The sequence below is a fragment of the Chryseobacterium sp. G0162 genome (assembly GCF_003815715.1).
GTDB lineage: Bacteria > Bacteroidota > Bacteroidia > Flavobacteriales > Weeksellaceae > Chryseobacterium.
Window position 1 is genome coordinate 3,920,210 of the sequence record NZ_CP033922.1, and the last position, 12,589, is coordinate 3,932,798.

General features: G+C 36.3%; 13 protein-coding genes. 9 read left to right on the forward strand and 4 right to left on the reverse strand.

Annotation, left to right across the window (positions count from 1 at the left end):
• The first annotated feature begins 40 nt into the window (after nt 1–40).
• From EG344_RS17685 to EG344_RS17705, 5 genes are all read left to right on the forward strand, one after another.
• Nucleotides 41–997: an MvdC/MvdD family ATP grasp protein gene (locus tag EG344_RS17685; protein WP_123910692.1), complete on the forward strand. Its 957-nt coding sequence runs from the start codon at nt 41–43 to the stop codon at nt 995–997.
• Nucleotides 990–1,994, forward strand: coding sequence for an MvdD family ATP-grasp ribosomal peptide maturase (locus tag EG344_RS17690; RefSeq protein ID WP_123910693.1), 1,005 nt, complete (start codon nt 990–992; stop codon nt 1,992–1,994). Before EG344_RS17685 ends, EG344_RS17690 begins: the two co-directional genes overlap by 8 nt.
• A gap of 452 nt (nt 1,995–2,446) precedes the next feature.
• The gene (locus EG344_RS17695) at nt 2,447–3,460 is read left to right on the forward strand and encodes an NAD-dependent epimerase/dehydratase family protein (RefSeq protein ID WP_123910694.1); all 1,014 of its coding nucleotides are present in this window, start codon (nt 2,447–2,449) and stop codon (nt 3,458–3,460) included.
• Nucleotides 3,457–5,226, forward strand: coding sequence for an AMP-dependent synthetase/ligase (locus EG344_RS17700; protein ID WP_123910695.1), 1,770 nt, complete (start codon nt 3,457–3,459; stop codon nt 5,224–5,226). Before EG344_RS17695 ends, EG344_RS17700 begins: the two co-directional genes overlap by 4 nt.
• 70 nt (nt 5,227–5,296) lie before the next feature.
• Complete coding sequence (locus EG344_RS17705) at nt 5,297–6,352, forward strand: diphosphomevalonate/mevalonate 3,5-bisphosphate decarboxylase family protein (protein WP_123910696.1); 1,056 nt, start codon at nt 5,297–5,299, stop codon at nt 6,350–6,352.
• Nucleotides 6,353–6,398: 46 nt separating this feature from the next.
• Here the strand turns inward: EG344_RS17705 and EG344_RS17710 are convergent, their stop codons facing one another.
• Complete coding sequence (locus EG344_RS17710; protein WP_123910697.1) at nt 6,399–7,481, reverse strand: endonuclease/exonuclease/phosphatase family protein; 1,083 nt, start codon at nt 7,479–7,481, stop codon at nt 6,399–6,401.
• 321 nt (nt 7,482–7,802) lie between these two features.
• On the opposite strand from EG344_RS17710, the gene EG344_RS17715 reads away from it, so the two are divergent.
• Entirely contained in the window at nt 7,803–8,243 is a 441-nt protein-coding gene (locus tag EG344_RS17715) for a nuclear transport factor 2 family protein (RefSeq protein ID WP_123910698.1), read from the forward strand.
• Nucleotides 8,244–8,270: 27 nt separating this feature from the next.
• Nucleotides 8,271–8,648, forward strand: a complete 378-nt coding sequence (locus EG344_RS17720; RefSeq protein WP_123910699.1) for a VOC family protein — start codon at nt 8,271–8,273, stop codon at nt 8,646–8,648.
• Here EG344_RS17720 and EG344_RS17725 read toward each other — a convergent pair whose 3' ends face one another.
• Complete coding sequence (locus EG344_RS17725) at nt 8,649–9,032, reverse strand: DUF1634 domain-containing protein (protein ID WP_123910700.1); 384 nt, start codon at nt 9,030–9,032, stop codon at nt 8,649–8,651.
• Entirely contained in the window at nt 9,032–9,862 is an 831-nt protein-coding gene (locus tag EG344_RS17730; protein WP_123318315.1) for a sulfite exporter TauE/SafE family protein, read from the reverse strand. Before EG344_RS17730 ends, EG344_RS17725 begins: the two co-directional genes overlap by 1 nt.
• Nucleotides 9,863–9,959: 97 nt before the next feature.
• On the opposite strand from EG344_RS17730, the gene EG344_RS17735 reads away from it, so the two are divergent.
• Nucleotides 9,960–10,511, forward strand: a complete 552-nt coding sequence (locus tag EG344_RS17735; RefSeq protein ID WP_123910701.1) for a DUF1543 domain-containing protein — start codon at nt 9,960–9,962, stop codon at nt 10,509–10,511.
• Between the two features lie 24 nt (nt 10,512–10,535).
• On the forward strand, nt 10,536–11,648 hold the full coding sequence (locus tag EG344_RS17740; protein ID WP_123910702.1) for a 5-(carboxyamino)imidazole ribonucleotide synthase: 1,113 nt from the start codon (nt 10,536–10,538) through the stop codon (nt 11,646–11,648).
• Between the two features lie 113 nt (nt 11,649–11,761).
• Here EG344_RS17740 and EG344_RS17745 read toward each other — a convergent pair whose 3' ends face one another.
• Nucleotides 11,762–12,433: an SH3 domain-containing protein gene (locus tag EG344_RS17745; RefSeq protein ID WP_123910703.1), complete on the reverse strand. Its 672-nt coding sequence runs from the start codon at nt 12,431–12,433 to the stop codon at nt 11,762–11,764.
• Nucleotides 12,434–12,589: the final 156 nt, after the last annotated feature.

Here is a 12,589-nt window from a genome sequence, read left to right on the forward strand (position 1 = left end):
ACTTAACAGGTTAAGTTTCCCTTTTTAATAACAACGGCAAATGATTCTCTGTATTACCCACTCACAGGATTTCTATACTATTGATCGTTTCTTTCAACACCTTTCATCTAAAAATATTCCATATTTCAGGCTGAATTCTGACCAATTGAACCATTTTCAGAAGATCAGCATCAATGAGAATTCATTTGAGATAGCGGATGAGGATGGGAACTCTATTCATTCTGATGATATTACAGGAGTATGGCATAGAAAAGCATGGCAGATCAGCGTTCCGGAAGAACTGGATCAGGAATATGAAAAAATCTTTCGAAATGAATATGCAAGTCTCCGTTACAATCTGTTTACCCAACTGGAGCATCTTCCATGGATCAATCCTTACGAGAATGAAAAGAAAATAGACGGGAATAAAATGCTTCAGCTAAAAATAGCTCAGCGAAATAACTTAACCACTCCACCAACCCTTTTTTCTAATGATGAAGAAAAAGTAAAAGCTTTTTTTGACCAGCATTGTTCAGGAAAAGCAATTGCTAAACTTCATGGTGTAACCCGCAAAACAATGAGTGGTGAAAATTTGGTCTCCACAATGGTGATTGAACGGGATACATTGGAGAACCTTTCAGATATTATCTATTGTCCTATGATTTTCCAGCCCTATATTGATAAAGAATATGAATTGAGGATTATGTATGTAGATGGAGCGTTTTTTACAGGAAAGATCAATAACAGTGAAAATGCAGATTGGAGAGTAAGTCACGAAGGCTATTTTTGGACCGTATATGAATTGCCTGATGAGATCAAAACAAATCTGATTTCGATGATGAAGGAAATGGGATTGTATACAGGCGCTATTGACATGATCCGGGGAAAAGATGGAAAATATTATTTCCTCGAAGTTAATCCACAGGGAGAGTGGGGAATGCTTGAAAAAGAACTAAGGTTTCCCATAGCAGAAAGAATTGCTGATAATCTTATTAAAAGAATTAATATCCATGAATAAAATCTTAATTATAACACATACTGCAGATAATTTTTCCATTGAAAAAGTAACGGAATATATCAAAGAAAACGATTGCGAGGTTATTCGCTTTGATGTTGACCTATATCCTTTACATAATAAACTGTCCACTGTTTTTCAGGACGGAGCATGGGTGACATTTCTTGAAACCTCTGAAAAAAAATACCGTTTGAATGATATTTCAGCAGTCTGGTACCGCCGGGCTTACAATATAGGAAAAGGACTAAAGGAGGAAATGGATCCTAAGTTTTATAGTGCAGCAATGGGAGAGATCCGCAATACATTATTCGGATTCTTTGAATCTATTGATGTGTATGCATTAGGAAAACCAAGTGTTTATAGAAGGTTGGACAGTAAGGAAGAACAATTGAAAATCGCTCAGAAAATCGGACTTACCATTCCGGAAACCTGTCTGACGAATAATCCTGAAGAAGCCAAACAGTTTATTCTGAAGCATCAGAATGTAGTAGCCAAAATGCAAACAGGCTTTGCCATCTATGAAAACGGAGTGGAAAATGTGGTCTTCACTAATATTGTGAGTGAAGATAAACTTGAAGAACTGGATTCACTGCTATACTGTCCAATGCAGTTCCAGAAAATGATCCAGAAGAAAAAAGAACTTCGGGTTACCATTGTAGGAAGAGATGTGTATGCTTTTGAAGTGGATTCTCAGCAGTTTGAAGATGCTAAAGTGGACTGGAGAAAAGATGGAGTTAATCTGCTGGATAAATGGACACAGACGGAACTTCCCACTGATGTTAAAGAAAAGCTTCTGGATCTTCTTGATATTTACAATGTAGACTATGGAGCAATAGATATTATCGTTTCTCCTGAAGATGAATATTATTTCATCGAAATCAATGCTGCGGGAGAATTTTTCTGGCTGGATAATCTTACCGAAGCAAATCTTATCTCTAAAAGTATTGCAGATGTTCTTTGTGACAAAGCTCCAAGAAGAGATAATGTGGTAATGGTATAAATGATTAACTTTTTATATAGTAGTCCTGGAAGTTTTTGAATGCTTTCAGGGCTTTTTATTTAATGGTGTGTAGGTCTCACCCCATCAAAATTCTTTGACTTTTTGTGACCTCTCCATAGGAAAGGAATATTTCACGTCTTCAACAGAAATATTCGTGAAGATCGGAAATTTTCACAAAGCTTAAGGGTACTGCTTATGCACAAAGTTGATAACTTACATTTTTTAAGTGTTCAAAAAAAATGTGTATTTTGTGGTTAAAATAATAAGTTCTCTTTTTTAGTTTCAAATTTTGTGATTTTCAGAATGATAATATTGGTTAAATAAAGTTGAATTTTGCTTTAAAAATCGCAAATTTGCAAAAGCAGTTTTTTGGGTAACTTTTGCAGGAACCTGAAGAATTGTAGGATAGAAAATATTGTCATATTTTAGTCAGCAATCAAGTAACATAATTAATGGTTTTTGTAACGGGTGCAACCGGAATTCTAGGAAGAATAATAGTGCTTGAACTTCTTAAGAGAGGTAAAAACGTACGGGCTTCCAAAAGATCGGGCAGCAATTTAAACGAAGTAAGGCATTCATACAGCTTTTATACGGAAAATCCTGATGATTTTTTTAATAAAATCGAATGGATCAATGTGGATTTTGATGATATTGATTCCTTAAAAGATGCCTTGAAAGGGGTAGATGAGGTCTATCACTGTGCCGCAAAAGTAAGCTTTCATCCCAAAGATGAAAAAGAAATGTATCATACCAATATTAAAGGTACCGAAAACTTATTGTATGCCTGCGAAGGATCTGATGTTAAAAAATTTCTGCATGTAAGCTCTGTAGCTGTTTTAGATAACTATAATGAAAAAGGAGAGTTGGACGAAGAATCTGATTTTAATCCGAAACTGGAGCACTCTGCTTATGCTATTTCCAAGCATTTATCCGAAATGGAAGCCTGGAGAGCGTCTGCTGAAGGTTTAAATGTAGTCATCATCAATCCGGGAATGATCGTAGGAAGCGGAAACTGGACCCAAAGCAGCGGTGAACTGTTTTCAACCTTTGAAGACAATAGCTTTACTTTTGCAGGAGGATCTGCTTATGTAGATGTGAGAGATGTTGCTAAAACAGCCGTTGAACTCATGGAAAACAATATTTTTGGAGAACGTTTTATCATCGTTTCCGAAAACAACAGATATGCCGATTTGGCAAAACAGATCAGAACCCGATTAGGTCTTAAAGAGGCAAGAATTCTTACAAGATCTCAATTAAATATAGGCAAATTAGCCAATACCCTCTTCGGATGGCTGATTCCCAAATTGAGAATGGCTACAGAATCAAATATTGAAGCCATATCTTCATTCAACACCATTTCCAATCACAAAGTAAGGGAGAAACTGAATTACAAGTTTATCCCAATACAAGAGAGCATCGACTTTCACCTGAACAATTATATTAACGACAAAAAGCTGAAGAAATGAATCTTGCAGAGGCAATAATCCTTAAAAATGTAGAAAAACATCCTATAAAAGGGGCAATCGGTTTTAAAAAGAAAGAAGAAGCCTGGAAAGAGCTGAGCTGGAAGAAATTCAGTGAGATTATTTTTAAAACAGCCAATGCCTTAAAGGAAGCAGGAGTTCAGGAAGACGATAAAGTTGCTATTTATTCAGACAATTCATCTGAATGGATGATTATGGATCTGGCTGCAATGGCTATAGGAGCGATTACCGTTCCTATTTATTCTACGAATAATGCTGAGCAGGCAGAATATATCATAAAAGATTCCGGAGCTAAGGTAGTTTTGGTAGGAAATCAAATGCAGTATGATGCCTGTCTGGAACTTTTACACAAAGAGGATAACCATCTTGAAACCATTATTATTGCTAAAAAAGCAGTATGGATCAAGAAAGAATTCAATAGTTTTTATCTTGAAGACTTTATCGCAAAATCTTCTTCAGAACTGGAGATCTGTAAGAAAGAAGATGAAGATACAGCAACACTTATCTATACTTCCGGAACTACGGGAACACCCAAAGGTGTTATGCTTACCCATGGTAATTTCATCAAAGCATTTGATTCTCACTTTGAATTTTTTAAGTTTAAAAACTTTGAAGAAGAACTTTCATTGGCGTTTCTGCCTTTAAGTCACGTTTTTGAAAGAAGCTGGAGTCTATTATGTCTTTACGGAGGAGCAAGAGTGTACTTCCTTGAAGATCCGAAAAATGTAGCCAAAGCTTTGGAAGAAGTAAAGCCAACTGCGATGTGCGCAGTACCGAGGTTCTTCCAGAAAGTATATGCCGGAGTGTTAGAAAAGGCAGAAGAAGGATCATCTTTCAAGAAAAAGATTTTTGACTGGGCTTTGAAAACAGGGTGGGAAACTGCAGAATTAAGAAGAAATGAGAAACCGATTCCTTTTGGATTAAAAATAAAAGAATCCATTGCCGATATGCTGGTCTTCAGTAAGATCAAGAATAAAATGGGGGGAAGACTATGGTTTTTGCCTTGTGGAGGGGCTTCGTTATCACCTGAAGTAACCCGGTTCTTTGAGTCGGTGGGAATTCACGTTACTGTTGGATATGGATTAACAGAAACTACAGCTACTTTGACTCTTTTCCCTTTAACGCATTTTGAACATGCTACGAGCGGAAAACCATTACCGGGGGTAGAAATCCGTATCGGAGAAAGTGATGAGATCCAGGCCAGAGGAAATGGAATTATGAAAGGGTATTATAACAGATCTGAAGAAACTCAAAAAGTATTTACGGAAGACGGCTGGTTTAAAACCGGTGATGCAGGTAAAATTGATGATAAAGGTAACCTGATTATTACAGACCGACTTAAGGATCTGATGAAGACTTCTAACGGAAAATATATTGCTCCACAACAGATTGAAAACCTTCTGACCAATAATAATTTCATTCAGCAGATCATGCTGGTTGCAGAAGGAAGACAGTTTGTTTCTGCCTTAATCGTTCCGAATTTTGAATTCTTACAGGATTATATTAAAAAGAATAATATTCCTTTTACAAATTGGGGAGATGCGGTAAAAAATGAAAAAATAATCAGTCTTTATAAAGAAAAAATTAAGGAGCTGCAACATCAGCTTGCCGATTATGAGAAAGTGAAAAAATTCACCCTGATGCCGGCAGAATTTGACATTAATACTGGAGAAATCACACCCACATTGAAAGTGAAAAGAAATGTAGTTCTTAAAAAATATGCAGATATTATAGAGAAGATGTATTGATAGACTTGTCAACTACAAAAAATGCGAAAGCAAGCTTTAAATACTTAAGTTGTATCACTTAAATTAAACTATGACAACATCATTTATAGGAAAAGAAAATTTCACCATTCATACACAAACGGTTTCAGAGAGCTGCCCTTCTAATATTGCTTTGATTAAATATTGGGGGAAATATGACAATCAGATTCCAGCCAATCCTAGTATCAGTTATACTTTAAATCATTGTAAAACCAATACTACGATGGAATTTTCGGCTAATGAGCCTTTTTCTGTACAAACCTTTTTATCAGGAAATGAAGAGGTGAAATTTGCTGAAAAGATTGAAAAATACTTCAAAAATATTGAGCAGTATCTTCCATGGATTTTAAAAGGAAAATACATCATCAGAACAGAGAATACATTCCCACACAGTTCCGGGATTGCAAGTTCTGCTTCGGGATTCGGAGCTATAGCTAAATGTCTGATGGCATTAGATGAAACATTTACTGGAAAAGCTTCTGAAGAAGAATCTCTGAGAAAAGCTTCATTTTTAGCCAGATTAGGAAGCGGAAGTGCATGCAGAAGTTTATACAACGGATTGATCGTCTGGGGAGAAACAGAAGAGGTTCAGGGAAGCTCTGATTTATTTGCTGTAGAATATCCTGAGACTGAAATTCATGAGGTATTCAAAAATTTCAATGATTGGGTGTTATTGATCCATGAAGGGCAGAAAAGCGTTTCTTCAACAGTAGGGCATGGTTTGATGAAGACCAATCCGTATGCAGAAAGAAGATTCCAGGAGGCAAGGGAAAACTTTGTTCCGATGAAGGAAATTCTGAAAAGCGGAGATATGGAACGTTTTATCAAATTGGTAGAACATGAAGCACTTACTCTTCATGCCATGATGATGATGAGCGATCCTGCTTTTATATTGATGAAAACAGGAACATTGGAGGTCATCAATAAAATATGGGATTTTAGAAGAGATACTGGTTTACCATTATTCTTTACCTTGGACGCAGGTGCGAACGTACACCTTTTATTCCCGGGGGATGATTCGGAAGAGCTGATCAAAGCATTTATAGAAACTGAATTACTACAACACACTCAAAAGAATGGGGTAGTGAAGGATGTAATGAAGTTTTAAAAACAGACATAATATTCAATAGGTGGGCTTTTGCTCACCTATTTTGTTAATCTTCAGTGACTACAGCATCGCGTTCGCCGTCTTCCTGCTTTCCTTCCTTTATCATTTTTTCGGCTTCAGCTTTTTCTTCAGAGTTGGCTGTTTCTACCAGTTCCTCTTGTTCATCATTGTGATGGTCTATGAAAAACTCACAGTATACCGGCAAGTGATCTGATCCAAAATTTTCCAATGTTTTCAACTGTTTGATGAAAATATCTTCACTGTGAAACATGAGGTCAATAGGAAATCTTAAAAGGCGGTATCGGGCATGAAACGTAGAAACGAAAGAATGTCCGATTCTCGGATCAATCAGATGGCTTATTTTTCTGAAAAGCACGGATGACCTTGACCAAGCAACATTATTGAAATCTCCCACAACAATAACCGGTTTTTTGATATCTTTTACCCTTTTGGCAGTGCTTAGAAGATCGCCGTCTCTTTCCTTGGAAGTTTCCTCCTCTGTAGGGCTTGGTGGTGGTGGATGAACTCCAAAGAAAACAAAAGAAAAACCATCATTTGTTTCCATGTGTACCTCGATGCTCGGAATATCATCTGCTACAAAATAATGAGTTCTGGCTTCCTTGATTTCAATTCTTGAATAGAAGTGCATTCCATAAGTGTTTTCAAGAGTTACTTTGTGCTGGTAGGGATATTTCTTTTCCAGATTCCTCATTGCTTTTTCCCAATCGCTATTGCTTTCCATGGTCATGAAAAAATCAGGCTCATATTTTTCAATAAGTTTAGAAAACCTTTCATATTCATTATTGAACTGATACACATTGGCTGAAACAAAATGGAGTTTTTCCGAGGATTTGTAACGGTGTCTATGTTTTTTTACAGGATAGAACCGAGTATATTTAATGAGGGTTTGACTGTGATAAACAAATAAAACAAACAGAAACCCCTGATAATACCATAAATATTCTGTAGAATCAATTATAAACCCTAATAGAAAAGTAAAAAATATAAGATAAGTGACCTGTATTTTAGCAAATTCGGGAACCCGGAATATCCAGTGAGAATGCTGAATTTTTGGTAGTATAGTGAAGACCAATAAAAGTATGGTCAGAATCATATAAATAATCCACATATAAAAATTCTTTGGCTGAAATAATTTTGTTACAATTTAAGAAAAATGAATTTTAAAATCTCATAACCAATTTAAATTTTAGGTAATTATATACAATTTTACACTAATGCGGTTATCTTATTACTATAACTCTATCATTCTGAATACAGATTGAAGATCTGCGAACGTAGTTCAGAAGTGAAATGAAGAATCTAAGCGATATTATGAGATTCTTCCTTCGTCAGAAATCAAAGATTCGATGTAGTCAATGACAGTGATGTAAAATTGTATAGAGCCACTAAATTTTATTTTACCTATTTTAGTTACCTAAACCTGTTTCTTATGAATAAAATAGCAGCAATTCTTTTCGTATTCAGCAGCTTCTGTTTCGGACAACAGTATCAGGAAATTGAGAAACCTATCCGCAGTCTGTTTCTTGGCATGAAAAATGCTGATTCTGAGCTTGTAAAAACAGCCTTTGCTGACAATGCCATGATGCAGACCATTACAAAAGAGGGTATGGTGAAAAGTGATAGTCTACAGGACTTCATAGCAAGTGTTTCTAAGTTTACACAGGATGATCTGGATGAAAGAATTACGATAGAAGCTGTGCATACAGATGGGCATCTGGCAAGTGTATTTACGCCTTATAGCTTTTATCTGAAAGGGAAATTATCCCATTGTGGAGCCAATAGTTTTCAATTGGTGAAACAAAATGGTGAATGGAAAATTCAATATGTTATTGATACCAGAAGAAAGGATCAGTGTAAAGAAATAAAATAATAGAATTTTAATTATTCAGGAAAAAAAATGAAAATCCATCATATTGCCATTATTGGCTCAGACTACGAAACATCAAAGCAATTTTATACGGAGGTTTTAGGATTACAGGTTGTCCGTGAAGTCTATCGTGAAGAAAGACAATCTTATAAACTTGATTTGGCTATTGGAGAGCATTATGTCATTGAGCTGTTCTCTTTTCCGAATCCACCTGCACGTCCTTCACGTCCTGAAGCCTGTGGGTTGAGACATCTTGCTTTTTCTGTAGAAAATGTAACGGAAAAACGAAATGAATTGATAGAGAAAGGACTCAACTGTGAGGAGATCCGTATTGATGAGTTCACAGGAAAAGAATTTTTCTTTACCCAGGACCCGGACCAGCTGCCGTTGGAGTTTTATGAAATGTAATTAGTGGGCGTAACCTGCAAAAAAACTAACCGCCATAATCGCTAAAACAATGGAGGAAATGAATACATATATGTAATCTTTTTCCTTTAAATAGCCTATTAGAGCGAAGATAATTCTCATCAGCGGAGTGACGATCAATAAAAGAATTCCCAGTTGAATAATAGCCATTCCTTCCCCTTTGCATAAAGAGTCCCAAAAGTGGCTCCAGACCTTCTCAGAAGAAGTTCCCACTACAAGGCTGGTATATTTTTTAGGCATTTCAAAACCTTCTGTAAAAAGTTTGATAAAACCGATGAGTGAGGTAGCCACAGACAGAATGACACCCAGTCTTAGGAGATTTCCTACGGAGCGGTTCAGATCGACATCTGTAAAATTCTTTTTCATTATCTGAAGCTTTTGTTGATACCGTTATACATCATATAGACCGAAAGGATTGTAATCACAATGGCAAAGAATACCTTTAGTTTTTTAGTTTTGGATACCATCAAGGTTTTAGATCCTATAAAACTTCCAATCACTACTCCTATCAGTACAGGAGCTGCAATTACAGGAATAATTTCACCTCGCTGGAAATAAATCAGTGCACTGGCAACAGCCGTTACCCCAATCATAAAATTACTGGTGGTTGTAGAAACTTTGAATGGCAGTTTCATCATATTGTCCATAGCCAATACCTTTAATGCACCAGACCCAATACCTAAAAGCCCGGACATTGCTCCGGCAAACATCATCATTAGAAATCCAGGAACTGTATTTCTTGCAGAGTAATTTTTTAATATCCCTTTATCCGGAAAAGTTCCGTAAAGTTTTAGTTTCTCTTCCAGACTTCCATGGATCAAAGGTTCCTGATGGTCAGGTTTTCCTTTAAGGTTTAAAATAACCGTTAAAAGAAGAATACTTGCGAAAATAATTCCAATGGTATTCGGATTAAGCATCCCGGAAACTAAAGCCCCTACAATAGCTCCAGCCGTAGTGGCAATTTCGAGAAACATACCGATTCTCATATTCGTAAAGCCTTCTTTTACAAAAGCAACTGCTGCACCGGAAGAAGTTCCGATCACAGAAATGAGTGATGCACCGATAGCATAATGCATTGGAACACCGAATCCCAGCGTTAATAAAGGAATAATGATAACCCCTCCTCCAAGCCCTGTAAGTGAGCCTAATAGGCCCGCAGAAATGGCGCCAAAGAAGAGTATGATGATTTCTGACATACTACAATTAATGTTACAAATATAAAATTATTGTAGTAGTCTGCCAAACATTTGAAAAAGATAAATTTAACGTATTTTTGTATGCATGAAAAATGAAATGAAATTATTTTATGTGATCCTTGGGGCAACTCCCAAAGGAAGAAACATAGAGCAGCATGACGTGTTTTTTGGAATTGCTGAAAGTCTGAAGGACTTGATTCCAGATATGAAAGCCTTTTGGAAGGAGGCAGAAGGAAAGATTCACCTTGACTGTTATCAGGAAGTAAGATTTGCTGATGGTTATGAAGTGAAGATCGTTGAAAAAGGAGAATCTTCATCAGAAGACCAACTGTTCTTTCTTAATTTGGGAGGATATAAGCCCGGTTTTTTTGAAGAATTTCATGAACAACACCTGATGGTAGGACAATCGATGGGAGAGATCGTGAAAAGAGCAAAAGCAACGGAATTCTATAAGACTATGGGATTTGAAGGAGCAGTAAGCCATATTGATGATAAGCATGGGGTAGATATTGATGATATTTTTAATGTGAGTGATATTCTTCCGGAAGCTATGAAAGAAAAATATTCTATTGTTCTTACAAAATCGGATGCTGAAAATCAGGAGAACTCTATGGGACTGGGATATTTAAAAATTGATAAAATTCAATAAGCGTAAATCTAATAAAAATAAAAAATGAAAATAGGAATTCTGGGAGGCGGACAACTGGGAAGAATGTTGATACAAAGTGCCTTGAAGTATGATGATGAGTTTTATACTCTGGATCCGGCTTCTGATGCACCATGCCACAATATCTCATATTTTACGCAAGGAAATTTCAATGATTATGATACTGTTCTGAACTTTGGAAAAGATAAGGAGGTGGTAACTATTGAAATAGAACACGTAAATGCTGATGCGTTGGCTGAACTTGAAAAGCAGGGAATCAGAGTGGTTCCTAATGCCAGTATCATCAAAACCATACAGCAAAAGATCCTCCAAAAGGAATTTTATAAAACTCACGATATTCCAAGCCCGGAATTTCAGGTAGTGTGGAACAGTGATGAAAAGATCATGATGCCATTACCTTTTGTTCAGAAAATGAATACAGGCGGATATGATGGAAAAGGAGTGCAGGTTATTAAAACAGAAGATGATTATCAGCATCTGTGGAAAGAAGCTTCAGTGATTGAAAGCCTGGTAGATATTGATAAAGAACTTTCTGTAATCGTTGCCATCAATGAAAAAGGAGATACAAATATTTTCCCGGTAACGGAAATGGTGGCTGATCCAAAGCTTAATCTTTTGGACTTCAACGTATGTCCGGTTCTTCTGACTGAAGATGTTCAACAGCAGATTGATACGATTACTGAGAAGTTTTTGAACGCAGTAAACTCTCCGGGACTTTTTGCCATTGAGCTATTCCTTGATAAAGAAGGGAAAGTATGGGTTAATGAAACAGCTCCAAGACTGCACAATTCAGGACATCAAAGCCAGGAAGGTAATACGAATTCACAGTTTGAACAGATGTACCGTGTAGTGAAGAATCTTCCTTTGGCAGATACGGATGCCATTACCTACAGTGGAATGCTGAATCTGGTAGGAGCAGAAGGCTACGCTGGAAAGGTGGTCTATGAAGGAATGGAAGAGGTTCTTAAATTACCAGAAACTTACATTCATTTATACGGAAAAACAGAAACCAAACCAGGAAGAAAAATGGGACACATTAATGTGTTGGCAGACTCCAGAGAAGAACTTATGGAAAAGCTTGTGATGGTGAAGGGAATGGTGAGAGTGATTTCAGAATAATCACGTTCTAAAAATATAAAAAAGCAACTGTGTATTGAAACAGTTGCTTTTTATTTTTATATATTTTACACGCAGATTTTCCATAATAATCTACGGATCAGCGAGAGATAACTTTAAAAAGGAATTTCCAATGTTCTTCCTTTATATTCCCCTTTTTCTATGGTAAAAAGGGCAACATAAGTACCGGCACCATCAGAATTGAGCATTGAAATATATAAAGTATCATTTTCACGATCATAATAACATTTTGTAGATTTATTATTGACTTGGAAAAGGTTTTCGATATCCTTGGCAGGAATTTGAACGGTCTTGTCTCCAACCTGCGCAGTAATGGAAAGATAATGAGTCTTAGGAGTTATTCCGTCCAGCCCCCAAACTTGCTGTTCTTTATAGAAATCACCATATAATGTTGAGGTGAAGTCTTTTTCATTTTCCTTAAAATTAAATTTTCCGGAAACAATATTTACTTTAATATTTCCTGATTCAAAAATTGCTTTATTTCCATCACGTAGAGTGGGGGGAACAGCCTGATAAGTTTGTATATATTTCAGTCTTGAACTATGGATGTAACCATTACTTACATTAGCCCAATTCTTATTCGTCGGGTCAGACTCAAATATATAGACGATCTCATCCGAATTCACCTTTCCTACGATATTACTTTTTGCATCTGCATTTTCCCTTACATTAACATAGCCTTCTTTATCTACAACCTTTGCAAACTGGGCAAATGATAATTGTACACTTAAAGCGGCTGTTAAAAGGAATATCTTCTTTGTTTTCAATGAATTTTAATTTTGAACAAAAATAGGTAAAAAGCTTGGGAGTTGGAAGTTACTGACAGATGAGTAATTGCTTCTTAACATCCTTAAGATAATTAATGCATTAGCTCTTAATCGTTTATAATACTCAATAACTTCCAGCCCGCAGCTTCAAAATTT

Bases quoted from the DNA above. Each gene is read 5' to 3' on its own strand.
- EG344_RS17685 (WP_123910692.1), top strand. From the start codon at position 41: ATGATTCTCTGTATTACCCACTCACAGGATTTCTATACTATTGATCGT.
- EG344_RS17690 (WP_123910693.1), top strand. From the start codon at position 990: ATGAATAAAATCTTAATTATAACACATACTGCAGATAATTTTTCCATT.
- EG344_RS17695 (WP_123910694.1), top strand. From the start codon at position 2,447: ATGGTTTTTGTAACGGGTGCAACCGGAATTCTAGGAAGAATAATAGTG.
- EG344_RS17700 (WP_123910695.1), top strand. From the start codon at position 3,457: ATGAATCTTGCAGAGGCAATAATCCTTAAAAATGTAGAAAAACATCCT.
- EG344_RS17705 (WP_123910696.1), top strand. From the start codon at position 5,297: ATGACAACATCATTTATAGGAAAAGAAAATTTCACCATTCATACACAA.
- EG344_RS17710 (WP_123910697.1), bottom strand. From the start codon at position 7,481: ATGTGGATTATTTATATGATTCTGACCATACTTTTATTGGTCTTCACT.
- EG344_RS17715 (WP_123910698.1), top strand. From the start codon at position 7,803: ATGAATAAAATAGCAGCAATTCTTTTCGTATTCAGCAGCTTCTGTTTC.
- EG344_RS17720 (WP_123910699.1), top strand. From the start codon at position 8,271: ATGAAAATCCATCATATTGCCATTATTGGCTCAGACTACGAAACATCA.
- EG344_RS17725 (WP_123910700.1), bottom strand. From the start codon at position 9,032: ATGAAAAAGAATTTTACAGATGTCGATCTGAACCGCTCCGTAGGAAAT.
- EG344_RS17730 (WP_123318315.1), bottom strand. From the start codon at position 9,862: ATGTCAGAAATCATCATACTCTTCTTTGGCGCCATTTCTGCGGGCCTA.
- EG344_RS17735 (WP_123910701.1), top strand. From the start codon at position 9,960: ATGAAATTATTTTATGTGATCCTTGGGGCAACTCCCAAAGGAAGAAAC.
- EG344_RS17740 (WP_123910702.1), top strand. From the start codon at position 10,536: ATGAAAATAGGAATTCTGGGAGGCGGACAACTGGGAAGAATGTTGATA.